The following is a 21,042-nucleotide window of genomic DNA, read 5'->3' as shown; positions in this document are numbered from 1 at the left end:
GAGGGCAGCCTCCATGTGGTTTGCGCCAGTATAAGCGACTGACTAGAGAGGGCAACGCATCACAAGGGCATCCGTTGCGCCGTAGTAACGCGGACGTCGGGCGACCTGGGCGAAGCCGTGGGTGGAATAAAGGCGGATCGCGGGCATGTTGTCCGCGGCCACTTCAAGGAAGGCGATGTCGGCATCCTGCGCGGCCCGGATCAAGAACGCGGCAACCAGACGTGATCCGGTCCCTTGCCGGCGGGCATCGGGATGCGTGGCCAGCGTCAGCAGTTCCGCCTCGCCGGCGATGGCGCGGCCGATCAGGAAGCCTGCACCGTCCCGCAGCAGGAAACTGCCCGCACCCTCGGCTGCCGATTGCAGATCCTTCGCGGACCACGGGGGCGGGTTGATGAAAGAAGCCGCGTGAACCGCGGCCAGATCATTCCACATCAAGGATCACCGGCGGCGGGTCGGAAGGGGGCGCGGCATCGGCGCCGCGCAGATAGAAGGGCGAAGGGCGGCCCTGCGGCCCCTGCGCCAGCGCCACGCGCGCGATGGCTTCGGCCAGCGGGTAAAGCGGGGCGGGGCGGGGGCCCTCGGGAACCGTGTCCGTCAGGCAGGCTGGGCTGTCCGGTCCGAAGGTCTGGACATGGAACATGCCGCGCGGGGCGGGTTCGGCCACCACCAGCGGACGGGGCAGGCCGTGGGCCCGCGCCTCCAGCGTGGAAACGCCGATCGCGGGGATGTTCAGGCCAAGCGCCAGCCCGCGCGCAGCCGCGACGGCGATGCGGATGCCGGTGAAGTTGCCGGGGCCGGTGCCGACGGCCAGGGCATCAAGATCGCCCCAGGTTTTGCCGCCTGCTGCCAGAACGTCTTCCAGCAGCGGCAGCAGCCGTTCCGCCTGCCCCTTGGCCATGGCCTCTTCGGCCTGCGCCAGAACGATGTCGCCCGAAAGCAAAGCGGCCGCGCAATGCGCGGCCGATGTGTCGAACGCGAGGATCAGGGCGTCAGGCCGCAACCGGGCGAACCTCCAGAACCTCGGGGATGTAATGTCGCAGCAGGTTCTCGATCCCCATCTTCAGCGTCAGGGTCGAGGACGGGCAGCCGGCGCAGGCGCCCTGCATGTGCAGATAAACGATGCCGCGATCGAAGCCGTGGAAGGTGATGTCGCCGCCATCCTGCGCAACGGCCGGACGCACGCGCGTATCCAGCAGTTCCTTGATCTGTTCGACAATGTCGCCATCCTCGCCGGTATGTTCGGCATGGGCCGAAGCACGCTCGCCCTCGATCACGGGCTCACGGGACTGGTAATGCTCCATGATGGCGCCAAGAACTGCGGGCTTCACATGGTCCCACTCGCGCCCCTCGGTCTTGGTAACGGTGATGAAATCATTGCCAAGGAACACGCCGGCAACGCCGCCCACGGCAAAGACGCGCCGCGCAAGGGGGGAGGACGCCGCCGCATCTTCGGACGGGAAATCCGCCGTTCCAAGATCCAGCACCTGCTGGCCCGGAAGGAATTTCAGCGTCGCGGGGTTCGGGGTAGATTCTGTCTGGATGAACATGGGCAGCCTCCAAAGGTTGGTGCCGATATGCGCCCCGATCCCGCGACTGTCAAGTTTTGGAACCGTTCTAGGACGACACGAACTTGTTGAAGCGGCTGGTGCCGCCATCTTCCACTTCTTCCTGATAAAGGAAGGTCAGGTTGTTGTCGTCGAAGATCTGGAAGAACTCCTCCCACTCGATCGGGGTGAGGTTGTCTTCCGGCTCTCCGAAATCGATCCGCAGGATGCCACCCTTGCCCTTGGTCTCGACCTTGGCAGGGTGGCCGTCGCGGGCTTCGGCCCACTTGCGGATCGTGTCGTGGTCTTGGGTCTTTTTCGCTTCGGACATGGGTCACCTCCGTTTCGGGGCCAACCCGCCGCGCGGGCAGAGGTTCCCGTCAGGTGATCGCCTCCAGCCGCTCCTTTGTCAGATCGCCGGGCACGATGGTCACGGGGATGGGCAGGGTGCCGGCATTCCGGCTCATTTGCGTGACAAGCGGCCCCGGGCCACCCTTTTCCCCGCCCGCCCCAAGCACGAGGATACCGATCTCGGGATCCTCCTCCACCAGGTTCAGGATTGCCTGACAGGTGTCGCCTTCACGCAGCACCAGCTGGGGGTGAACCCCCTGGCGGTCGCGCATCCACTTGGCGAACACCTCGTAATGGGCCTCGATCCGCTCGCGCGCCTCGGCCCGCATCACCTCGGCCACGCCCATGAAATGCTGCATATCCTCGCGGTCGATCACCGCAAGTATCACGACGCCCCCGCCGGTATGCGCCGCGCGGAACGCCGCATAGCGCATTGCGTTCAGGCATTCCCGGGTGTCATCCAGAACGACAAGAAATTTCCGCATCAGATCTCCCCCTTGCTGCATGTTGGATGCAGGCGGACTGTTTGCAAGCGCATCAGCACGAATGGGCGAAATCCATGTAAAGCTGCCGCACCCGTTTCGTGACGGGCCCGTGGGCAAATTCGGTTTCGTCGAACCGCGTCACCGCCTGCACCTTTGAAAAGTTGCCCGACAGGAACACCTCGTCAGCGGCGTGGAAGTCCTCGAACGTCAGCACGGTTTCGCGCACCTCCACCCCGTCGGCACGAAGGTTGGCGATGTGGCCGGCGCGGGTGATGCCCGACAGGAACGTGCCGTTGGCGATCGGCGTGAAGACGACGCCGTCCCTGACCATGAACACGTTGGCCGTTGCGGTTTCGGCAACATTGCCCATCGCATCGCCCACCAGTGCATTGCCGAAGCCCTTGCGCTTCGCCTCCACCAGCATCCGGGCGTTGTTGGGGTAAAGCGCGCCGGCCTTTGCGTTGCAGACGGCATCTTCCAGCACCGGGCGGCGGAATCGGGTGCGCGTCAGCGTGGTGGTGCTTTCGGCGGGCGGAAGCGGCACTGCTTCAAGGCTGATGGCGAACGCGGTGGAGTTTTCGGCAGGCGCGACACCCAGTTCGGACCCGTCCACGGCCCAGTACATCGGGCGGATATAGACCGCCTGATCGCCATAGCCCTTCAGCCCTTCGCGCACGATTTCCACCATTTCGGCGGCGTCCACGGTGGGCGTGATCATCAGCGCCTCGGCCGACCGATTCAGGCGGGCGCAATGCAGATCCAGATCCGGCGTCACCCCGTCGAACAGCCGCGCGCCGTCAAACACGTTCGATCCCTGCCAAAGCCCGTGATCTGCGGCTTTCATCACGGGGATGTCGCCGTCATGCCATGCCCCGTCGAACCATGTGCGGATATGCGTGCCGAACGCCATGATCGTCTCCTTCTTTGGGCTGGGTTAGATCACCATGACCCGGGGGAAACAAGGGGCGGGAAGGGGGCGCCTCCGGTTGGGGTCTGGGGGACATGGGGACCGGAGGCGCAGGCTGTCTTGAGGAAACAGAACGCAGCCAGATACAACCATAGCGCGATTCCGAGACCGTTTCGTGACAGTCACCGCGCCAGCCGCCGAAGCCCCCGCAGCGCAAGGCTTTGCCCCAGATGCGCCATCATGCCCGCCAGCGACAGCATCAGCCCGATGATCCCCGCCGCCAGCCCAAGCGCCACGTTCGAAACGCGCACCGTTGCCCGCAGGAACCGCGCCTTGCCCAGAACCTCCATCCGGCCGACGGTGCGGGGGCCAAGCGCCTCGGCCCCGTTGGCGATACGCCGGGCATCCGCCCCGTCATCGACATAGCGCAGAAGGTGCAGCGTTTGCGCCGTGGGCAGCACGTTCTCCATCCGGTTCACGTTGCGGGCGACGCTGGTCACGGGGGCAAGCACATCGGGGCGCAGGGCACGGCGCAGATCGCCCGCCGCCAGTGCCGGCCAGTCAAGGCCGCGGGTTGCGGCGCGGTTCAGCGTGGCGGTCAGGCGCGGCGACAGAAGGCGCATCCGGTGCGCCGTCTTGACCAAGCCCGCGCCGGCCTTCACCCCCAGCGTCGTGCCGCCCGAGGCAAGGATCAGCACCGTTGCCCCCAGCCCGACGGCGGAAAGCGCCACCTCCAGCGTATCCACCGCCTCCCCCGCCACATAGGCGATGCCCCCGCGCGTCAGCCCCGCGATATCCCCCAGCGAGGTCAGCGCCACCGGCACCTGGCAGATCAGGACGGCGGAAAGCTGGCATTGCGCGGGATCATAGGCGCAGGCGGCGCAGTCCAGCATGCCGGACCAGATGCCGCTGTCGGCCGCGCGGGCGGCTTGCACGGCAGCTTCGTCGAAGGGCAGGCTCCGTTCGCGGGCCACATCCACCACGGCATCGATAGCGATCCAGTTGCGGGGATCTTCTGCCAGCAGGGCCGCCAGGCGCGCGGCGATACGTTCGGCCGTCGCTTCCCGCGCCATGGCACGGTCCGTGGCGGCGACGATTTCCGCCCCCGCGCGATCGGTCAGGGGGCGAAGGTCGGGGTCCCGCGCGATGCGGATCCCCGACCAGAGCGTGAAGACAAGCGACAGCGCCAGCAGTGCCGTCAGCCCCGCCCGCGCAGCCACCCGCAGCATCAGACCTGACGCGACCGGATCATGCCGACGATGTCATAAACATCGTTCAGGATCGGGGTGGAGATCGCCTCTGCCCGTTCGGCGCCGCGGCCAAGGATGGCGTCGATCTCGTCCGGCTCGGCCATCAGGCGGTTCATCTCGGCGGTGATGGGGCCCAGCTTGGCCACCGCCAGATCGGCCAGCGCCGGTTTGAAGGTGCCGAACTGGGCGCCTCCAAACTCCTCCAGCACTTGCGCTGCCGTCTTGTCCGACAGGGCGGCATAGATGTTCACAAGGCTTTTGGCATCGGCGCGTCCTTCCAGCCCGTCCACCGTTTCGGGCAGGGGCTCGGGGTCAGTCTTGGCCTTGCGGATCTTCTTGGCGATGGTGTCGGCATCATCGGTCAGGTTGATCCGGCTTTGATCCGAGGGGTCGGACTTCGACATCTTCTTCGTGCCATCGCGCAGGCTCATGACCTTGGTGGCGGGGCCTTCGATCAGCGGCTCCGTGATCGGGAAGAAGTTCACCTTGTAGTCGTGGTTGAACTTCGCCGCGATGTCGCGCGTCAGCTCGATATGCTGCTTCTGATCTTCGCCCACCGGCACATGCGTGGCCTTGAAGGCAAGAATGTCGGCCGCCATCAGCGAGGGATAGGCCAGAAGCCCCAGCGACGAGTTTTCCGAGTTTGCGCCCGCCTTGTCCTTGAACTGCGTCATCCGGTACATCCAGCCGATGCGGGCCACGCAGTTGAAGATCCATGCCAGTTCGGTGTGGGCGCGCACCTGGCTTTGGTTGTAAAGGATCGACCGCTTCGGATCGATCCCCGAGGCGATATAGGCGGCGGCAACCTCGCGCGTTTGCTGGCGCAGCTTTTCGGGATCCTGCCAGACGGTGATCGCATGCAGGTCCACGACGCAATACAGCGTTTCGATCCCTTCGTCCTGCTTTTGCGCGAAACGTTTCAGTGCGCCAAGGTAATTGCCCAACGTTAGGCTTCCCGAGGGTTGGATGCCCGAGAAGATGCGCGTGGGGAAAGCCTGAGGCGTTTGGACCGGCTCGGCCATGATGTGAACTCCGTCTGGAATGTATCGAGGTTTCGGCTTAACGCTGTGGGGCAAGACAAGGCAAGGAAAAGCAATGCAGCAGCATAACAGCCCGATCAATCCGTTGCCCTGGGTCGTCTGGCTGCTGGCGCTGCCGATGATCGCGATGGAGCTGGTTTTCGCGCTGGGCCAGTCGGGCCTGACCTCCAATCCCGGCGCGATCGGCTGGCGGCTTGAGGCGCTGGAGCGGTTTGCCGTCTTTCCGCAGGTGCTTCGGGCAATGTGGGCTGCGGGCGACTGGCCGCTGGTGCATGTGATGCGGATCGTAACCTATCCTTTCGTGCAGGCATCGGTCACGCAGGCCATCTTCGCGGTGGTGATCCTGCTTGCGCTGGGCAAGCTGGTGGCCGAGGCGTTCCGCCCGTGGGCGGTGCTGGTCGTGTTCTTCGGTGCAGCCATCGCGGGCGCGCTGGCCTTCACGCTGGTGGCCGGAAGCGGGGTGCCGCTGGTGGGCGCGTTCCCGCCCGTTTACGGGTTGATCGGCGGCTTCACATTCCTGCTTTGGGTGCGGCTGACGGGAACGGGCGCACAATATCGCGCCTTCACCCTGATCGGGCTGCTGATGGGCGTGCAGCTGCTTTTCGCGGCCCTGTTTGGTGGCGGGCTGCAGTGGATCGCCGATCTTGCCGGCTTCGTTGCCGGGTTCCTGCTGTCCTTCATCGTCAGCCCCGGCGGGTGGGGGCGCGTGATCGCCCGCCTGCGTCAGCGCTGACGGCGCATCGCGGCCTTCATGTCGGCAGGGCGGAACGCGCCCAGCACGAAGGCCGCCCCGAAATAGCTGACGATGCCGATCGCCACCAGCGCCGCCAGCGCGGCATAGCGCAGGCCCGCGCTGGCCAGCGGCCCCGCCAAGGCCACTGATGCCACATAAAGCACCGCCCCCATGATTGCCGCCGACAGGATGATGCGCGGCAGCCGGTGGCGCAGGCGCGCGTCGATCCGCACCGCTTCGCCCATGTGCCGCGCACCCCACCAAAGCTGTGCGAACATCACCCATCCGGAAACCGTCGTAGCCAGCGCCGCCGCCAGAAACCCGATCACCGGCATCATCGCCACGGCAAAAACGACGTTCACCACCATCGACCAGATGGCAAAGCGGAAGGGGCTGCGCGTATCTTCGCGCGCGTAATACAGCGGCTGGAACAGCTTGTGCAGAACGAAGGCGGGCAGCCCGAGGCCATAGGCGGCCAGCACCAGCGCGGTGTTCTGCGCATCGGTGGCGCTGAAGGCGCCGCGCTGATAAAGAACGCTGGTCAGCGGCAGTGCGATCACCACCAGCGCAACGGCGGCAGGAAGCGTCAGCAGCGCCGCAAATTCCATGCCCCGGTTGAAACTGGCGCGCCCCCCCTCGGCATCGCCCGCACGCAGGCGGCGCGACAGTTCGGGCAGCAGGACAGTGCCGATCGCAATGCCGACAACGCCCAGCGGAAGCTGGTACAGGCGGTCGGCATAGGACAGCCAGCCCACGGCCCCCTCGGTATGGCTGGCAACCTGCCGGCCCACCAGAAGGTTGATCTGCACCACGCCGCCAGCCAGCACGGCGGGGCCCGCAATGACCAGAAGGCGTTTAAGCTCGGGCGTCAGGCGGGGGCGACCGGGCAGGAACGTGTATCCCGCCCGCCGTGCCACCCACCATGTGAAGGCGAACTGCGCCACGCCGGTGACCGGCACCGTCCATGCCAGCGTCAGGCCCATGTCCCAGCCCATCCGGTCGGCCAGCAGCATCGACACGATGAAGACGATGTTCATCATCACGGGCACCAGCGTTGCCTCGGTGAAGCGGCCATGGGTGTTCAGCACCCCCGACATCAGCGCCACAAGCGAGATGAACAGGATATAAACGAACCCGATCCGCCCGTATTGCACCGCCAGATCGAAGCGTTCGTCGCCCACGAACCCCGAGGCCATCAGCCAGACCAGCGCGGGCATGGCCAGCGTGCCGATCAGCGCCACAAGGATCAGAACGGATCCCAGCCCGTTGAACGCATCGCGGGCGAACCCCTTCGGATCTTCCCCGCCTTCGACCTTTTTCGCAAACATCGGCACGAAGGCCATGTTGAACGCGCCTTCGGCAAAGAAGCGGCGGAACATGTTGGGCAGGGAAAAGGCCACAAGGAATGCCTCTGCGGCAGGCCCCGCGCCCAGATAGGCGGCCATCATGATGTCGCGCACGAAGCCGGCCAGCCGCGATCCGAAGGTCCAGCCGCCGACGGTCAGGAAGCCGCGAACGAGGTTGCGGCTCAACGGCCCGCCCTCGCCGCACCTTCGGAAACGGCGCGGCGCAACTTGCCTTCAAGGCTTTCGCGGCGGGACTTGTTATGCAGTTTCAGCCCGAACATGTCTTTCACATAGAAGGTATCGACAACCTGCGCCCCATAGGTCGCGATCTGGGCCGACGCAATATAGATGTTGTCGGCCGCAAGGGTGCGGGTCAGGTCATAAAGCAGGCCGGGGCGGTCGCGGGTGTCCACCTCGATGATGGTGTAGATCTCGGATCCGTCATTGTCGAAAACGATATGGGTGGGAAAGCGGAAGGCGCTGTCGCGCTTTTTCACCTTGTCGCGATCGGCCAGCGCCTCGCGTGTCACGACCTCTCCCTTCAGGATACGGTCGATCAACTGGCGCAGGCGGGGCAGGCGCGCCACTTCATAGGGGGCGCCATCGGCATCCTGCACCCAGAACACCGCCGTCACGTAACCGTCCTTGGTGGTATAGGTCCGCGCATCGACCACGTTCGCCCCCGCCAGCGCCAGCGCCCCCGACAGCCGCGAGAAGATGCCCGGATGGTCGGCCAGCGCGAAACAGGCGCGGGTGGCGGCGCGGTCGGGTTCGGCATCAAGGCCGATCCGGATCTCGTCATCGCCAAGGTCGCGCAGAAGACCCGCCAGCACCACATGCGCCGAATGGGGCAGCCCCTGCCAATAGGGCGAATAGTGGCGGTTCATCTCGGCCCGCAGATCGCGCGGATCCCACCCCGCAAGCGCCTCGCGCAGGGCGCGGCGGGCCTCGCCCTCGCGGGTTTCGCGATTCAGCGTCTCGATCCCGCCGGCAAGGGCCGTTTCGGTGTCGCGATGCAACTGGCGCAGAAGCTGCGCCTTCCAGTTGTTCCACGTGCCGGGGCCGACACCGATGATGTCGCAGACGGTCAGGATCGTCAGAAGATCCAGCCGCCTGCGCGACTTCACCGCCTTGGCAAAATCCCGCACCGTCCGCGGGTCCGAGATGTCGCGCTTCTGCGCCACGTCCGACATGAGAAGGTGATGGCGCACCAGCCATTCCACGGTTTCCGATTCCTCGGCCGTCAGGCCAAGGCGCGGGGCGACGCGGCGGGCGATCTGCGCGCCAAGGATCGAATGTTCCTCGGGGCGGCCCTTGCCGATATCGTGCATCAGCAGCGCCACATACATGATGCGCCGGTTGGCCCCCTGAAGCACTTCCGGCTTCATCGGAAGTTCATCGGCCAGTTCCCCGCGTTCGATCCGGGCGAGGGTGGAGATGCACTGGATGGTGTGTTCGTCCACCGTGTAGTGGTGATAGACGTTGAACTGCATCATCGCCACGATACGCCCGAATTCGGGAACGAACGTGCCCAGAACGCGCAGCTCGTTCATGCGGCGCAGGGCGCGTTCCGGGTTGCCATGTTTCAGCAGCAGATCAAGGAAGATCTGGTTGGCTTCCCGGTCATGGATCATCCCGTCATCGATCAGGTGCAGGTTGGCCGCGACCAGCCGCATCGTGTCGGGATGCATCATGTAGCCGGTTCGCAGCGTTTCCTCGAATATGCGAAGCAGGTTCAGCTTGTCGGACAGGAAGGCCTGCGGATCGCGAATCTCGATCCGGCCGTGATGCAGGCGGTATTCCGGCTTCAGCGTGCGGCGGCGCCGGATAAGGCCCAGAAGCGCCGGTTCGCCCTTGGCGTGCCGCGCTTCCAGCTCTGCCAGGAAGATGGACGTAAGCTCTCCCACGCGGGTGGCTTGCAGGAAGTAATCCTGCATGAACCGTTCCACGCCGCGCCGGCCGGGGCGATCCTCGTATTTCATGCGGGCGGCCACCTCCACCTGCATGTCGAAGGTCAGCTGATCGACGGGCCGGTTCGCGGCATAGTGCAGGTGGCAGCGCACGGCCCAAAGGAAATCTTCGGCCGCGCGAAAATTCTCGTATTCGTCGCGGGTGAACAGGTCGGCCGCGACGAGCCCTTCGGCGCGCGGAACCCGGTGCAGGTACTTGCCGATCCAGTACAGTGTCTGAAGATCGCGCAGCCCGCCTTTCCCTTCTTTGACGTTGGGTTCCAGCACGTATCGCTGGCCGCCCTGGCGGCGGTGGCGTTCCGCCCGCTCGGCCAGCTTCGCTTCCACGAATTCGGGGCCGGACTTTCGGAACAGCTCGGTCCACAGACGTTCGGGCAGGTCGGCGGCCAGTTCCGCATTGCCCGCAAGGAAGCGTTGTTCCAGAAGGGCAGTGCGGATGGTGATGTCTTCGCGCGCCATGTGCAGACAGTCGCGCAGCGAGCGGGTGGAATGGCCCACCTTCAGCTTCAGGTCCCACAGGATGTACAGCGTGGCCTCCACCGCCGCCCCGATCGCGGGGCTGCTGCGGGGCGGAGTCAGAAACAGAAGATCCACATCCGAAAACGGCGCCATCTCGGCCCGGCCATAGCCGCCCACTGCCACCAGCGCGATGGAGGCGGTGCCTTCGGGATGAAGCTGGCAGGCAAGGCGGAAGGCGGCAACCACCAGTGCATCGGTCAGCTGCGCCTGATCGCGGATCAGGGCCCGGGCGGCGCTGGGTTGTTCTGCGAACGCCGCCTTCAGCCGGGCACTGGCCGCCATGCGCGCAGCGGAAAGATGGCGCACGGCAATCTCGCGCGCCTCTCGGGGATCGGGGTCTGCCGGAAGGTCGGCGCGGATGGCCTTCAGAAGATCATCCGCGCCGGGAAGGTCGCCCGGCAATGTCAGGGCGTGCTGCGGGATCAGCTTAGAAGCCGAATCCGCTGCGGAAGTTGCGGGGTGCGGGGTCAATCACGCTTACCTGGTTGTTGTTGATCTGCGAGACGGCAAGCGCGCGTTCGTTGGTTCCATCGTTCAGAAGGCGGAAGGTGCCGCCGGTTCCGGCAAAGCCCTGTTTCTGTGTCAGGGCGCCGCGATCCAGCGGGCGTCCTGATTTCACAAGGGCACCGATGGCCGCGATCCCGTCATAGGCCAGCCCCGAGATGGGATGGGGTGCGGCACCGTAGGCTTGCGAATACCGCTGGGCATAGCCGCCCCAAAGTGCGGGGTCGGGCTGCGCGAACCAGCCGCCCTGCACGCTGGGCAGGCCCAGCGTTTGCGACGGGATGTCCCAACGGGTCAGGCCGATGAACTGCACCATGTCCGGCGTCAGGCCGTTGCTGCGCAGCGCCCCGGTGATGGCGGGCAGGGCGCCCGCGGTATCGGCCGTCAGGAAGACAGAGCTTGCCTGCGCATTGCGCGTGCGCTCCGCAATCGCCGGTGCGGCCTGACGGATCCCGTTCTGCGAGAAGTCATAGCCTTCCTGCCCCACGACCGTTGCGCCTGCCTGTTGCGCACCGGCCGCGATGGCGGTGCGGCCCGCTTCACCCGCGGCGTTGCGGTCATACACGATCATCATGCGGCCCGCGCCCTGGCTTTGGGCATAGCTGGCAAGGCGGCGCGCGGTGTTCTGGAAGGTTTGCCCCAGCACAAAGACATTGCCGCCTGCAACCGAGGTGTTGTTGGAAAATGCGAGCACGTTGATGTTCTGCGGGGCCACGGCATGGCCCACGGCATTCGCCTCGGCGGCATAAAGCGGGCCAAGGATGATGTCGGCGCCTTCGGCCACCGCCTGCTGCGCCCGGCTGGCGGCGACAGACGGCTGGCCCGCGGTTTGATACACCTGAAGCTGGATCTGGCTGGTGCCAAGATCGCGCATCGCAAGGCGCGCGGCATTTTCCAGCGACCGGGCCAGATTTTCGTCGCTGGCCTTGCCAGAGCCGGCAGGCACCAGAAGTGCAACCTGCACAGGTTCCCCCCGCGACACGGCGGGCGACGTGCCGGTCATGCCGACAGGCTCACATGCAGCGACCGCCAGTGCGGACAGGGCGACAACTGCGCGACCCACCGACTTGCGGGCGCGGCTGAAAACGGACAACATTCGCGTATTCCTCATCCCATGGCGCAACTCTGCGTGAGAGCCTAGGGCGACGGGCGGGGATTGGCAACTTTGGAAGGAAACATCATGGCGCTGGCCCCCGGCCTTCATTTCGTGGCCACGCCCATCGGCGCTGCGCGGGACATCACCCTGCGGGCGCTGGATATCCTGCGTGACGCCGATATTCTTGCCGCCGAGGATACGCGCACCTTGCGGCACCTGATGGAAATTCACGGCATCCCGCTGAACGGGCGCCCCATGGTCGCCTATCACGATCACAATGGTGATCAGGCCGGGCCGCGCCTGATCCGCGCGATGGAGGAGGGCAAGACCGTCGCCTATGCCTCCGAAGCCGGAACGCCGCTTGTTTCCGATCCAGGGTTCGAACTGGGGCGGGCCGCCATTGCCGCCAACCTGCCGGTGCTGACGGCGCCGGGGCCTTCGGCCGTGCTGGCAGCGCTGACTGTGTCGGGCCTGCCTTCGGACCGGTTCCTGTTCGCGGGGTTTCTGCCCAGCACCACCAGCGCGCGGCAGAAGGCCCTGCGCGAGGTTGCGGACGTTCAGGCCACGCTGATCTTCTATGAATCGCCCAAGCGGCTGGCCGCCTCGTTGCGCGACATGGCCGAGGTGCTGGGCGAGCGTGCTGCCGTTATCTGCCGCGAGCTGACCAAGCGGTTCGAGGAAACGGTGCGCGACACGCTGCCCGCGCTGGCCGAAGCCTATGACGGCCAGACGGTGAAGGGGGAGATCGTGGTCCTGATCGATCGCGCGGCCCCCCGCCAGGCGACCGAAGCCGATGTGGAGGCGGCGCTGCGCAGCGCCCTTGCCACCGCATCCGTGAAGGATGCCGCGGCAGAGGTTGCCGCCCGCCTGAACCTGCCCAAGCGTGAGGTGTACCAGATGGCCCTGCGCCTTTCGGAATGAGTGCCACGAACCACCATGCCGGTCTGGCGGCCGAAGACAGCGTGATCCGTCATTACGGACTGCCCGTGGCGGCGCGCCGCTGGCGTGGCCCGGGCGGAGAGATCGACCTGATCCTGCGCGACGGCGGCACGGTGGTGTTCGTGGAGGTGAAGGCCGGGCGGGGCGCCGCCCATGCGCTGGGCGCGCGCCAGATCGCCCGCATCCGCGCCTCGGCCGCGGCATGGCTGGGGGATGAACCGATGGGGCAGCGCACCGACTGCCGCTTTGACGTGGCCCTTGTGGTGCAGGGGCGGGTGGAGGTCATCGCCAACGTCTGATTGCAACCGCCCCCCATCTGCGCCACAGATGGGCGCAAAGACAAGGAGAGACGCATGAAGGTCGCCTTCCAGATGGACCCGATCGGGGCCGTGAACATTGACGGTGACAGCACCTTCCGCATCGCGCTTGAGGCGCAGGAGCGGGGGCACGAGCTGTTCCATTATCACCCCGATCATCTGGCCTATGACGAAGGGCGGATCACGGCGCGGGGCCAGTTCATGACGCTGCGCCGCGAAAAGGGCAATCACGTCACCTTCAGCGAAACGCAGGTGGTGGATCTGGGCGATTTCGACGTGGTGTGGCTGCGTCAGGATCCGCCCTTCGACATGGGGTATATCACCACGACGCACCTGCTGGAGATGCTGCCAGACAGCGTGCAGGTGGTGAACGATCCGTTCTGGGTGCGGAATTCGCCCGAAAAGCTGCTGGTGCTGCAGTTCCCCGAACTGACGCCGCCGACTATGATCGCCTATGACCTGCCGACCATCCGTGAATTCAAGCAGCGCCATGGCGACGTGATCCTGAAACCGCTTTACGGCAATGGCGGGGCCGGCGTGTTCCGGCTGGACCCGAACGACCGTAACCTCGCCTCGCTTCACGAACTATTCGTGTCGATGCGCCGCGAACCACTGATCGTGCAGAAATTCCTGCCTGCCGTCTCCAAGGGCGACAAGCGGGTGATCCTGGTGGATGGCGAACTCATCGGCGCGATCAACCGCGTTCCGCAGGAAGGCGAAACGCGTTCGAACATGCATGTGGGCGGTCGCGCCGAAAAGGTCGAACTGACCGAGCGCGACCGCGAAATCTGCCGCATCATCGGCCCCGTCCTGAAGGAAAAGGGCCAGATCTTCGTCGGCATCGACGTGATCGGCGACTGGCTGACCGAGATCAACGTGACCTCGCCTACCGGCCTGCAGGAACTGGAACGGTTCGATGGCACGAACGGTGCGGCCCTGATCTGGGACGCGATCGAAGCCAAGGCCTGAAGAAAAGCCCGCCAGATCGGCGGGCTTTTCTTCATTTCGTCAGGATCAGTTTGCCCGCCCGGGTGATGCGCAGGCTGTAGATCTGGCCGTTCAGCACGATCCGCGCCTGATTGCCGCCATCGGTCAGGCGGGTGGCGTCGTGCACCGGCATGGTGGTGTCGATCAGGTTCGAAAGGTCGGTCATCGCGTTCATGATTGGCGCTCCAGTCGGTCGATGAAGGCAGAAAAGTCGCAGGCCGGAAGGAGGCCGGCCAGAACCTGCCGCAGGATTTCGGAAAACTCGGACCCGGCTTGGGAATCGGTCATGGCGCACCTGCGCATACGTGGCTGATGTCATGAAACTGCGCGAAAACCGCCGGTCTGTAAATACTGATTATTTTAGTTGGTCATTTTTCTGCCGGGTGAAGATTGCACGCGGCGGGCGGGCATGCTTTTTCGGGTTCAAAGACGGAGACGGGCGATGCGGATATTCCTCAACGGTTTCGGACGGATCGGGCGATCGGTTCTGCGGGCATGGGCTGCCGGAGGCTGGCCGGACCTGCAGATCGTGGGCATCAACGACATCGCCGCACCGGACATGTGTGCCTATCTTTTCCAGTATGACAGCGTCTTCGGCCCCTTTGCCGGCACGGTCGCGCTGCAGGACGGGGCGCTGGTGGTGAACGGCACAGCGATCCCGCTGTACCGCGAGGCGGACCTGTCGCGGCTGGATCTGGCGGATGTGGACGTGGTGATGGAATGCACCGGCCGTTCCGATACACGAGAGATGGCAGAGCGGGGGCTCCGGGCAGGGGCGGCGCGGGTTCTGGTTTCCGGGCCGTCGAAGGCGGCGGATGTCACGCTGGTTCTGGGTGCGAATGAAGGCGTGCTGCGGGATGACCACCGCATCATATCCAACGCAAGCTGCACGACGAACGCGCTGGCGCCGCTTGTCCGGTTGCTGGATGCGGATTGGGGCGTGGTGACGGGCACGATGACCACGATCCATTGCTATACCGGCAGCCAGCCCACGGTGGACGCCCCCGCCGCCGATTTTGCCCGCAGCCGTGCGGCGGCGCTATCGATGGTGCCGACCACCACCTCGGCCCAGCGGCTGCTGGATCAGGTGCTGCCCGATCTAGCGGGGCGGGTGCAGGGATCGGCCGTGCGGGTGCCGGTCGCATCGGTTTCCGCGGTGGATCTGGCGGTGATGACGCAGCGACCCGCAACGGTTGAGGCCGTGAATGCGACATTCCGCAAGGCCGGCGGCGTCGTGGGTGCGGTGGACGGACCGCTGGTCAGCACCGATCTGCGGGCAAGGCCGGAAAGCATCGTCATGGCCTGCCCCGAAACGCGGATCACCCCGCAGGGAATGCTGCGCGTGTTCGGCTGGTATGACAACGAGTGGGGCTTTTCGAACCGGATGCTGGACGTCGCCCGCCTGCTTTAACCTTGCGACCAACCGTGATCCTGCCGGTGGAACCTTGCCGATGCCGTTTCGCGGAAGCGCGCATCATCCCCGGCAGAGATGGCGCGGACCATGATTTCGTGGCGTGCGATGTCCAGCACGTTGAAGCTGTTTTCCTGGTTGCGAAGGCGGTTGGACAGGCCCGTTCCTGCCTGCACGAACAAAAGGCCCGGGGCGGTGGTGAAGGGGCCGACATGGGTCGTGTGGATGTGCCCGCACAGCACCACATCCGCGCCGCATCCGGCCAGTTTCTTCAACGCCTTTGCGGCGCCGCGCATCAGGCGCTTGTCCGTTCCCTCCAGATGTTCCAGCGGATGGTGAAGCACCACGACGCGGGCGCGGTCGCCTGCATCCCTGAACGCCTCGCACACGCGGTTGATGGTGTGGGATGACATGCGCCCCGACTGGTGCGCCCAGCGATTCACGGTGTTCACCCCGACCACCTTCATGCGGTCGTTTTCGAACATCGGTTCAAGATCGGCGGCGATGTGGCGGCGATACCGGCTCCACGGGCGCAGGAAGCGCACCCAAAGGTTGTCCAGCGGCGTGTCGTGGTTGCCCGGAACGGCCAGCACCGGCGCCTTGATCCTGTCGATGAAGGCACGGGCTTCGGCGAATTGCCAATTGCGTGCCCGCTGGGTGAAATCGCCCGAGATGACACAAAGATCGGGCGCCGCCATGTTCGTCTGTTCCAGAAGCGGTTCCAGCAGGGCGGGGGAGGTGCGGCCGAAATGCAGGTCGGAAAGGTGGACGATCCGCGTCATGGCGTGTCCACCCGATCCTCCGCATGCGGAATGATGATGGACAGCGCGTCGTGCAGGATCTCGAACCGGATCGGTGTGTCCATGCGGGACTTTTCTCCGTCATAGGCAACCAGAAGGCTGGGCTTTTTCGTGTCGATGGTGAAGCTGTCGGCACGCAGCAGGGCGATGTCGCGGTGCTGTTTCACCTTGCGCGTGCAAAGCCGCCACGTGGTTTTCAGCAGCGACATCCGCCCCTCGGCCTGCGCGATGAACAGCACCAGATCGTCGTGGCTGATCTCCTCGGCGCCGGGAAGGCCGAAGCGTTCCAGCTGATAGGCAGACCGCGCGACGAAGATCAGCGGGGTCGCAATCTCCTGCTCCCGCCCCTCCATCGACAGGGTTACGCGCCAGGGCCGACGATAGCGCATGAAGGTTTTCAGCACCGACCAGTGCGCGGCGATCCTGCGCCGGCCAAAGCGTTCGTAAACGGATTCGCGCTGCTTGAGGATGGCCGGATAAATGCCAAGGCTGGCATTGTTCAGGAACACCGTGCCGTTCACCGCCCCCACGGAAATGCGGTGCGGCGTGCCGTTCAGGATGGCACGGGCCGCATCGGCCGGTTCCTGCGGCAGTTGCAGCCCGCGTGCGAAATAGTTGAAGGTGCCAAGCGGCAGAACGCCAAGATTGGCCTCGCCATGCACCAGCGTGTTGGCCACGCCCATCACGGTGCCGTCACCGCCCGCGGCCACGATGGTGGTGAACCCATCATCGACAGCCTGACGGACCGCGACCTTCAGGTCCTGGCCAAGCTGCCAGTGGCGCAGAGTGGCACCTTCGAACACCGCCATGGCGGCGTCGATGGCTTGTGCATCATGGCTGTTGCGGCCCGATTTCGGGTTCGCGATCACGCAGATGGAGGCGGGGTCGATCGGCATGTGCTTCTCCTGTACCCGCCGGAAACGCGGCAACGCGGCATCGGGTTTCACAAATGCCTGCGATGGAACAAGAAAAGGCCGGCATTGCTGCCGGCCCCTGAAGCTTCAGCGGTCCAGACACTCTGTCAGGGTGTCGGCAAGCCCCTGCATCAGCTGGGCATAAAGCTGCGGGCCTGCTTCCAGCCCTGCGCCTTCGGGGGCCAGCGCGCCACCCAGACGCACGCCCGCATCGCTTGCCATCTGTTCGGCCAGCTTGGGATCGTGCTGTTCTTCGGGAAAGACGCAGGTGGCGGGGCCCGCATCCTGCCGGATGCCCGCCAGCCGTGCCGCCGACGGCGAGGACGCGTCACCGGCCGAGATGGAGCCTGCCAGCGTCAGCCCGTAATGATCGGTGAAATAGCCATAAGCGTCGTGGAACACGACGAAAGGTTTGTCCGCAACGGGCGCAAGCTGCTGCGCGATGGCGCCATCAAGGGCGTCGATATCCTGTTTCGCGGCGGCAGCGTTGGCGGCATAGGTTTCCGCGTTGGCGGGATCAACCTCGGACAGGCGCGTCGCGATGACATCCAGCCACAGCATCGCGTTCGCCGGATCAAGCCATGCATGCGGATCAAGGCCATCATGATGGTGGTGTCCGTCATGGCCATGGTCATCATGCTCATGCTCATGCTCATGCTCATGCTCATCGTGGCCGTGGGCATGTTCGGCGTGATCGTCACCGTATTCGCGCGCGTGAAGGCCATCCACATGAAGCAGCTCCAGCGCCTCGCCGCTGCGGCCCTCCATCGTCGTTTCCAGCCAAGGCGTCATTTCGGGACCAAGCCAGATGGCAAGATCGGCGTTCTGCACCGCCCGCGCCTGGCTGGGGCGAAGCTGGAAGCGGTGCGGATCGCTGCCCGGCGGCAGGATCACCTCGGGTGTTTCGCCCATCACCTGGGCCACAAGTGACTGGACGGGGGCGATATCGGTGACAACAGTCACATCCGCGATGGCGGGGGTGGCAAGGCTCGCCATAAGCAGCGATATGGAATAACGCATCTTGTGCCCTTTCATGTGCTGTTGAGATGCACTAAATGTAATAATGTAACACGTCAAGAGGTGCCTATGGCCGACCCTGTCGCCTTTGCCCGTCATGATCATGCCCATTGCGCCGGCGACATGCTGGCCCGGGCCGAGGCGATCGTGGCCGAAAAGCGTCTTCGCCTGACGCCCGTTCGCCGCAGGGCGCTGGAAATCCTGCTGGAGGAACATCGCGCCCTTGGCGCCTATGACGTGCTGCAGCGGCTTGCGGCCGAAGGCTTCGGCAACCAGCCCCCCGTCGCATATCGCGCGCTGGAATTTCTGGTGGAACAGGGGCTGGCCCACCGCATCCGCCGCCTGAACGCCTTTACCGCCTGCATGCATCCCGGAGAGGTTCACGCCCCCGCCTTCCTGATCTGCCGGTCCTGCAACACCGTGGCCGAGGCGCCTGCCGCCCCTGTGCGCGCCGCGCTGGATCTGGCGGCGGATGATCTTGGCTTTGCCATCGAACGGTCCAACGTCGAGGCGGTCGGCCTGTGCCCCTTGTGCCGTGACGAAGCATGACCCTGATCGCCGCTGAAGGATTGAACGTGACCCTTGGCGCGCAGCCGGTGCTGCATGATGTGAACCTGCATCTTGCCGGCGGAGAGATCGTGACCATCGTCGGCCCGAACGGGTCGGGAAAATCTACGCTGCTACGCGCGCTGCTGGGGATCGTGCCGCTTCAGGGCGGGCGCGTGACGCGGGCGGCGGGGCTTCGCGTTGGCTATGTTCCCCAGAAGCTGGCGCTGGACCCGACGCTGCCGATGAACGTGGCTCGGTTCCTGTCCTTGCCTGTGCGCCATTCGCGCGCGGACATTGCCGCCACCCTTGCCCGCGTGGGGCTGGAGGGGGTGGAGACGCGCCCGCTGGCCGGCCTTTCAGGCGGGCAGATGCAGCGGGTGCTTCTGGCGCGGGCCTTGCTGGCCGCCCCGCAGGCGATCCTGATGGATGAACCGACCCAGGGCCTCGACCAGCCGGGAGAGGCCGCCTTCTATCGCCTGCTGGAGGAGGTGCGGAGCGATACCGGCGCCGCCGTGCTGATGGTCAGCCACGATCTGCACGTGGTCATGGCAGCATCGGACCGGGTGGTCTGCCTGAACGGACATGTGTGCTGTGAAGGCTCGCCCCACGTGGTGTCGAACGCGCCGGAATATCGCGCCCTGTTCGGCGAAGGGACGCGCGGCGCGCTGGCGCTTTATCGCCACCACCATGACCATCACTGCGCGGAGCCGGATCATGCTTGACGATTTTCTGACCCGCGCGGCCATTGCTGGTGTCGGCGTTTCGCTGGCGACGGGGCCGCTGGGGGTGTTCGTGGTGTGGCGGCGCATGGCCTATTTCGGCGATGCGACTGCCCATGCCGCCATTCTTGGCGTGGCAATGGCACTGGCGACGGATCTGCCGATTGCGCTGGGCGCGGCGGTGGTGGCCGCCGCGATGGGGCTGACAGTGGCGACGCTGACCGGCCGCGGCTGGGCGGCCGACACGGTTCTGGGGGTGCTGGCGCATTCGGCGCTGGCCCTTGGGCTTGTCGGGATCAGCTTTGTCGGCACCGTCCGCATCAGCCTTGAAAGCTTCCTGTTCGGCGATATCCTTGCCGTTTCCCGCACGGACCTTGCGATGATCTGGGGCGGGGCGGTCGTGGTGCTGGCGGCGGTCGTCTGGCGTTGGAACCGCCTGCTGCTCAGCACGGTAAATGAGGATCTGGCCTATGCCAGCGGCATCTCTCCGTTGCGGGAAAGGCTGGCACTGACGCTGGCGCTGGCGCTGGTGGTTGCGCTGTCGCTGAAGATCGTGGGGGCTCTGCTGATCTCGGCCCTGCTGATCATCCCCGCCGCCGCTGCCCGTGCCTTGTCACGCGGGCCCGAGGCAATGGCCGTGGGGGCGACGCTGATCGGCGCGGTTTCGGCACTGGCGGGGCTTTGGGCGTCCTACCACTTCGATACCCCCGCCGGCCCGTCCATCGTGACGGCGGCGGCGGGCATCTTCATCATCGCCGCGGTGGCAGGCCGGTTGCGGCGGACCTAGCGTTGCTGGCGGTTGGCAAGCCATCTGGCCCAGGCTTGTTCGTTGCCGCGGAAGGCGTTGATGTCCACGCGGCCCCGGATGCCGGGGATCAGGCCGGTGCCGGTATATTGCCAGAAGGTCCAGTCATGGCCGGGATGCACCTCGGATGGATGCCCCGCGACCGAACGCAGCCAGAACTCCGCCCCCTGCACGCGCCACATCTCGTTCTCGCGGAAAAAGTCCACGGTGGAATAGATGATGGGCCGCTGCCCGTAATAGCTTGTCAGGATCGACAGGAAGATCGCTGCATCCTGCCGAACCTCGGCTGCGGGGGGGCGGCGGGTGCAGGTGCGCGAGGTGGGCGTCCATTCCATGTCCAGAACGGGGGGAAGATCGCCCGCGCGGCGCGGCACGTTGGCGATGAACCATGCCGCCTGTTCCTGCGGGGTGCGGCAGAAATAGTAGTAGTGATAGGCGCTGGACGGAATGCCTGCCGCCCGCGCGCCCGCGCGGTGATGGGCCAGCAGCGGATCGACGTAATCGCCGCCCTCGGTCGCCTTGATGAAGGCGAAACGGACCCCGCTGGCACGGGCCGTGTGCCAGTCGATGTGATCCTGATAACGGGCGACGTCGATCCCGTGCACCTGATAGGCGGCAGGCACGTTGCGCCCACGCCAGTCATGCGGAACGGCATCGCCGAACTGCGGCGGGAAGCCGGAAACATGATCGGGCCCGCGTGATCCGCAGGCGGCAAGAACGACGAGGAATACAAGGGCAAGCAAACGGACAGGGCGCATCGGAACTCCGGGCAGAATCGCATATCCTTGTGCACCGGATCGTGGCGCGCGTCACGCGGGGGAAAAGGGGGCGCGGCGGAA

Annotated in this window: 24 protein-coding genes; 8 read left to right on the top strand and 16 right to left on the bottom strand. The window is 65.5% G+C overall.

The genetic code is table 11. The features are described 5' to 3' along the window. Window positions 1-42: 42 nt before the first annotated feature. The 8 genes from JX25_RS08540 to trpS form a co-directional block, all read right to left on the bottom strand. Window positions 43-432, bottom strand: a complete 390-nt coding sequence (locus tag JX25_RS08540) for a GNAT family N-acetyltransferase (RefSeq protein ID WP_128254599.1) — start codon at window positions 430-432, stop codon at window positions 43-45. Then, entirely contained in the window at window positions 422-1,000 is a 579-nt protein-coding gene (tsaB, locus tag JX25_RS08535) for a tRNA (adenosine(37)-N6)-threonylcarbamoyltransferase complex dimerization subunit type 1 TsaB (RefSeq protein WP_128254598.1), read from the bottom strand. The genes JX25_RS08540 and tsaB overlap by 11 nt, the downstream gene beginning before the upstream one ends. Next, window positions 990-1,547 (bottom strand): NifU family protein, encoded by a 558-nt coding sequence (locus tag JX25_RS08530; RefSeq protein WP_128254597.1) that lies wholly within the window; start codon window positions 1,545-1,547, stop codon window positions 990-992. The genes tsaB and JX25_RS08530 overlap by 11 nt, the downstream gene beginning before the upstream one ends. Window positions 1,548-1,614: 67 nt before the next feature. Continuing rightward, entirely contained in the window at window positions 1,615-1,875 is a 261-nt protein-coding gene (locus tag JX25_RS08525) for a hypothetical protein (protein WP_128254596.1), read from the bottom strand. A gap of 49 nt (window positions 1,876-1,924) precedes the next feature. Next, complete coding sequence (locus JX25_RS08520) at window positions 1,925-2,380, bottom strand: universal stress protein (RefSeq protein ID WP_128254595.1); 456 nt, start codon at window positions 2,378-2,380, stop codon at window positions 1,925-1,927. A gap of 52 nt (window positions 2,381-2,432) precedes the next feature. Further along, entirely contained in the window at window positions 2,433-3,290 is an 858-nt protein-coding gene (locus JX25_RS08515; protein WP_128254594.1) for a branched-chain amino acid aminotransferase, read from the bottom strand. 179 nt (window positions 3,291-3,469) lie between these two features. Further along, window positions 3,470-4,516 carry a hypothetical protein gene (locus JX25_RS08510; protein WP_128254593.1) on the bottom strand — a complete coding sequence of 349 codons (1,047 nt, stop codon included), beginning with the start codon at window positions 4,514-4,516 and terminating at the stop codon, window positions 3,470-3,472. Further along, window positions 4,516-5,559, bottom strand: coding sequence for a tryptophan--tRNA ligase (trpS, locus tag JX25_RS08505; RefSeq protein WP_128254592.1), 1,044 nt, complete (start codon window positions 5,557-5,559; stop codon window positions 4,516-4,518). Before trpS ends, JX25_RS08510 begins: the two co-directional genes overlap by 1 nt. A 73-nt stretch (window positions 5,560-5,632) precedes the next feature. Here trpS and JX25_RS08500 point away from each other — a divergent pair, with 73 nt between their 5' ends. Continuing rightward, window positions 5,633-6,310 (top strand): rhomboid family intramembrane serine protease, encoded by a 678-nt coding sequence (locus tag JX25_RS08500; protein WP_128254591.1) that lies wholly within the window; start codon window positions 5,633-5,635, stop codon window positions 6,308-6,310. Here the strand turns inward: JX25_RS08500 and murJ are convergent. The 3 genes from murJ to JX25_RS08485 are packed head-to-tail and all read right to left on the bottom strand — an operon-like array spanning window position 6,301 to window position 11,745. Continuing rightward, a complete protein-coding gene (gene murJ / locus JX25_RS08495) occupies window positions 6,301-7,842 on the bottom strand; it encodes a murein biosynthesis integral membrane protein MurJ (RefSeq protein ID WP_128254590.1) in 1,542 nt (513 codons plus the stop codon). The genes JX25_RS08500 and murJ overlap by 10 nt on opposite strands. Continuing rightward, complete coding sequence (locus JX25_RS08490) at window positions 7,839-10,616, bottom strand: [protein-PII] uridylyltransferase (RefSeq protein WP_421780517.1); 2,778 nt, start codon at window positions 10,614-10,616, stop codon at window positions 7,839-7,841. The genes murJ and JX25_RS08490 overlap by 4 nt, the downstream gene beginning before the upstream one ends. Further along, the gene (locus JX25_RS08485; RefSeq protein ID WP_128254589.1) at window positions 10,573-11,745 is read right to left on the bottom strand and encodes a penicillin-binding protein activator; all 1,173 of its coding nucleotides are present in this window, start codon (window positions 11,743-11,745) and stop codon (window positions 10,573-10,575) included. Before JX25_RS08485 ends, JX25_RS08490 begins: the two co-directional genes overlap by 44 nt. Window positions 11,746-11,829: 84 nt before the next feature. Here JX25_RS08485 and rsmI point away from each other — a divergent pair, with 84 nt between their 5' ends. The 3 genes from rsmI to gshB are packed head-to-tail and all read left to right on the top strand — an operon-like array spanning window position 11,830 to window position 13,970. Continuing rightward, window positions 11,830-12,666 carry a 16S rRNA (cytidine(1402)-2'-O)-methyltransferase gene (gene rsmI / locus JX25_RS08480; protein WP_128254588.1) on the top strand — a complete coding sequence of 279 codons (837 nt, stop codon included), beginning with the start codon at window positions 11,830-11,832 and terminating at the stop codon, window positions 12,664-12,666. Next, window positions 12,663-12,983, top strand: coding sequence for a YraN family protein (locus tag JX25_RS08475; RefSeq protein ID WP_128254587.1), 321 nt, complete (start codon window positions 12,663-12,665; stop codon window positions 12,981-12,983). The genes rsmI and JX25_RS08475 overlap by 4 nt, the downstream gene beginning before the upstream one ends. 54 nt (window positions 12,984-13,037) lie before the next feature. Further along, entirely contained in the window at window positions 13,038-13,970 is a 933-nt protein-coding gene (gshB, locus tag JX25_RS08470; protein ID WP_128254586.1) for a glutathione synthase, read from the top strand. 31 nt (window positions 13,971-14,001) lie between these two features. On the opposite strand, the gene hemP is transcribed toward gshB, so the two are convergent. Beyond that, on the bottom strand, window positions 14,002-14,121 hold the full coding sequence (gene hemP, locus JX25_RS08465; protein WP_241557940.1) for a hemin uptake protein HemP: 120 nt from the start codon (window positions 14,119-14,121) through the stop codon (window positions 14,002-14,004). Between the two features lie 309 nt (window positions 14,122-14,430). Between hemP and JX25_RS08460 the strand changes: the two genes are divergently transcribed. Further along, complete coding sequence (locus tag JX25_RS08460) at window positions 14,431-15,399, top strand: type I glyceraldehyde-3-phosphate dehydrogenase (protein ID WP_128254584.1); 969 nt, start codon at window positions 14,431-14,433, stop codon at window positions 15,397-15,399. Here the strand turns inward: JX25_RS08460 and JX25_RS08455 are convergent. The 3 genes from JX25_RS08455 to JX25_RS08445 form a co-directional block, all read right to left on the bottom strand. Continuing rightward, window positions 15,396-16,181 carry a metallophosphoesterase family protein gene (locus tag JX25_RS08455; RefSeq protein ID WP_128254583.1) on the bottom strand — a complete coding sequence of 262 codons (786 nt, stop codon included), beginning with the start codon at window positions 16,179-16,181 and terminating at the stop codon, window positions 15,396-15,398. The genes JX25_RS08460 and JX25_RS08455 overlap by 4 nt on opposite strands. Then, window positions 16,178-17,095: a diacylglycerol/lipid kinase family protein gene (locus JX25_RS08450; RefSeq protein WP_128254582.1), complete on the bottom strand. Its 918-nt coding sequence runs from the start codon at window positions 17,093-17,095 to the stop codon at window positions 16,178-16,180. Before JX25_RS08450 ends, JX25_RS08455 begins: the two co-directional genes overlap by 4 nt. Window positions 17,096-17,200: 105 nt before the next feature. Further along, window positions 17,201-18,133 carry a zinc ABC transporter substrate-binding protein gene (locus JX25_RS08445; protein ID WP_128254581.1) on the bottom strand — a complete coding sequence of 311 codons (933 nt, stop codon included), beginning with the start codon at window positions 18,131-18,133 and terminating at the stop codon, window positions 17,201-17,203. 66 nt (window positions 18,134-18,199) lie between these two features. On the opposite strand from JX25_RS08445, the gene JX25_RS08440 reads away from it, so the two are divergent. The 3 genes from JX25_RS08440 to JX25_RS08430 are packed head-to-tail and all read left to right on the top strand — an operon-like array spanning window position 18,200 to window position 20,185. Next, window positions 18,200-18,679 (top strand): Fur family transcriptional regulator, encoded by a 480-nt coding sequence (locus tag JX25_RS08440; RefSeq protein WP_128254580.1) that lies wholly within the window; start codon window positions 18,200-18,202, stop codon window positions 18,677-18,679. Beyond that, window positions 18,676-19,401, top strand: coding sequence for an ATP-binding cassette domain-containing protein (locus tag JX25_RS08435; RefSeq protein WP_128254579.1), 726 nt, complete (start codon window positions 18,676-18,678; stop codon window positions 19,399-19,401). Before JX25_RS08440 ends, JX25_RS08435 begins: the two co-directional genes overlap by 4 nt. Continuing rightward, window positions 19,394-20,185 (top strand): metal ABC transporter permease, encoded by a 792-nt coding sequence (locus JX25_RS08430; protein ID WP_128254578.1) that lies wholly within the window; start codon window positions 19,394-19,396, stop codon window positions 20,183-20,185. The genes JX25_RS08435 and JX25_RS08430 overlap by 8 nt, the downstream gene beginning before the upstream one ends. Here JX25_RS08430 and JX25_RS08425 read toward each other — a convergent pair. Next, the gene (locus tag JX25_RS08425; RefSeq protein ID WP_128254577.1) at window positions 20,182-20,961 is read right to left on the bottom strand and encodes a GH25 family lysozyme; all 780 of its coding nucleotides are present in this window, start codon (window positions 20,959-20,961) and stop codon (window positions 20,182-20,184) included. The two genes, JX25_RS08430 and JX25_RS08425, sit on opposite strands and share 4 nt — an antisense overlap. Between the last annotated feature and the right edge of the window lie 81 nt (window positions 20,962-21,042).

Origin of the sequence: Falsirhodobacter deserti (genome assembly GCF_004015795.1) — a bacterium.
In the GTDB taxonomy this organism is placed as follows: domain Bacteria; phylum Pseudomonadota; class Alphaproteobacteria; order Rhodobacterales; family Rhodobacteraceae; genus Falsirhodobacter; species Falsirhodobacter deserti.
Note: the sequence above shows the minus strand (reverse complement) of the source record. Positions and strands in the feature narration are given on the sequence as shown.

What these genes read in the sequence shown, in the direction of transcription:
- JX25_RS08540 (WP_128254599.1), bottom strand. Translation starts at nt 432, where the DNA reads ATGTGGAATGATCTGGCCGCGGTTCACGCGGCTTCTTTCATCAACCCG.
- JX25_RS08530 (WP_128254597.1), bottom strand. Translation starts at nt 1,547, where the DNA reads ATGTTCATCCAGACAGAATCTACCCCGAACCCCGCGACGCTGAAATTC.
- JX25_RS08525 (WP_128254596.1), bottom strand. Translation starts at nt 1,875, where the DNA reads ATGTCCGAAGCGAAAAAGACCCAAGACCACGACACGATCCGCAAGTGG.
- JX25_RS08520 (WP_128254595.1), bottom strand. Translation starts at nt 2,380, where the DNA reads ATGCGGAAATTTCTTGTCGTTCTGGATGACACCCGGGAATGCCTGAAC.
- JX25_RS08515 (WP_128254594.1), bottom strand. Translation starts at nt 3,290, where the DNA reads ATGGCGTTCGGCACGCATATCCGCACATGGTTCGACGGGGCATGGCAT.
- JX25_RS08510 (WP_128254593.1), bottom strand. Translation starts at nt 4,516, where the DNA reads ATGCTGCGGGTGGCTGCGCGGGCGGGGCTGACGGCACTGCTGGCGCTG.
- trpS (WP_128254592.1), bottom strand. Translation starts at nt 5,559, where the DNA reads ATGGCCGAGCCGGTCCAAACGCCTCAGGCTTTCCCCACGCGCATCTTC.
- JX25_RS08500 (WP_128254591.1), top strand. Translation starts at nt 5,633, where the DNA reads ATGCAGCAGCATAACAGCCCGATCAATCCGTTGCCCTGGGTCGTCTGG.
- JX25_RS08485 (WP_128254589.1), bottom strand. Translation starts at nt 11,745, where the DNA reads ATGTTGTCCGTTTTCAGCCGCGCCCGCAAGTCGGTGGGTCGCGCAGTT.
- rsmI (WP_128254588.1), top strand. Translation starts at nt 11,830, where the DNA reads ATGGCGCTGGCCCCCGGCCTTCATTTCGTGGCCACGCCCATCGGCGCT.
- JX25_RS08475 (WP_128254587.1), top strand. Translation starts at nt 12,663, where the DNA reads ATGAGTGCCACGAACCACCATGCCGGTCTGGCGGCCGAAGACAGCGTG.
- gshB (WP_128254586.1), top strand. Translation starts at nt 13,038, where the DNA reads ATGAAGGTCGCCTTCCAGATGGACCCGATCGGGGCCGTGAACATTGAC.
- hemP (WP_241557940.1), bottom strand. Translation starts at nt 14,121, where the DNA reads ATGCCGGTGCACGACGCCACCCGCCTGACCGATGGCGGCAATCAGGCG.
- JX25_RS08460 (WP_128254584.1), top strand. Translation starts at nt 14,431, where the DNA reads ATGCGGATATTCCTCAACGGTTTCGGACGGATCGGGCGATCGGTTCTG.
- JX25_RS08455 (WP_128254583.1), bottom strand. Translation starts at nt 16,181, where the DNA reads ATGACGCGGATCGTCCACCTTTCCGACCTGCATTTCGGCCGCACCTCC.
- JX25_RS08450 (WP_128254582.1), bottom strand. Translation starts at nt 17,095, where the DNA reads ATGCCGATCGACCCCGCCTCCATCTGCGTGATCGCGAACCCGAAATCG.
- JX25_RS08445 (WP_128254581.1), bottom strand. Translation starts at nt 18,133, where the DNA reads ATGCGTTATTCCATATCGCTGCTTATGGCGAGCCTTGCCACCCCCGCC.
- JX25_RS08440 (WP_128254580.1), top strand. Translation starts at nt 18,200, where the DNA reads ATGGCCGACCCTGTCGCCTTTGCCCGTCATGATCATGCCCATTGCGCC.
- JX25_RS08435 (WP_128254579.1), top strand. Translation starts at nt 18,676, where the DNA reads ATGACCCTGATCGCCGCTGAAGGATTGAACGTGACCCTTGGCGCGCAG.
- JX25_RS08430 (WP_128254578.1), top strand. Translation starts at nt 19,394, where the DNA reads ATGCTTGACGATTTTCTGACCCGCGCGGCCATTGCTGGTGTCGGCGTT.
- JX25_RS08425 (WP_128254577.1), bottom strand. Translation starts at nt 20,961, where the DNA reads ATGCGCCCTGTCCGTTTGCTTGCCCTTGTATTCCTCGTCGTTCTTGCC.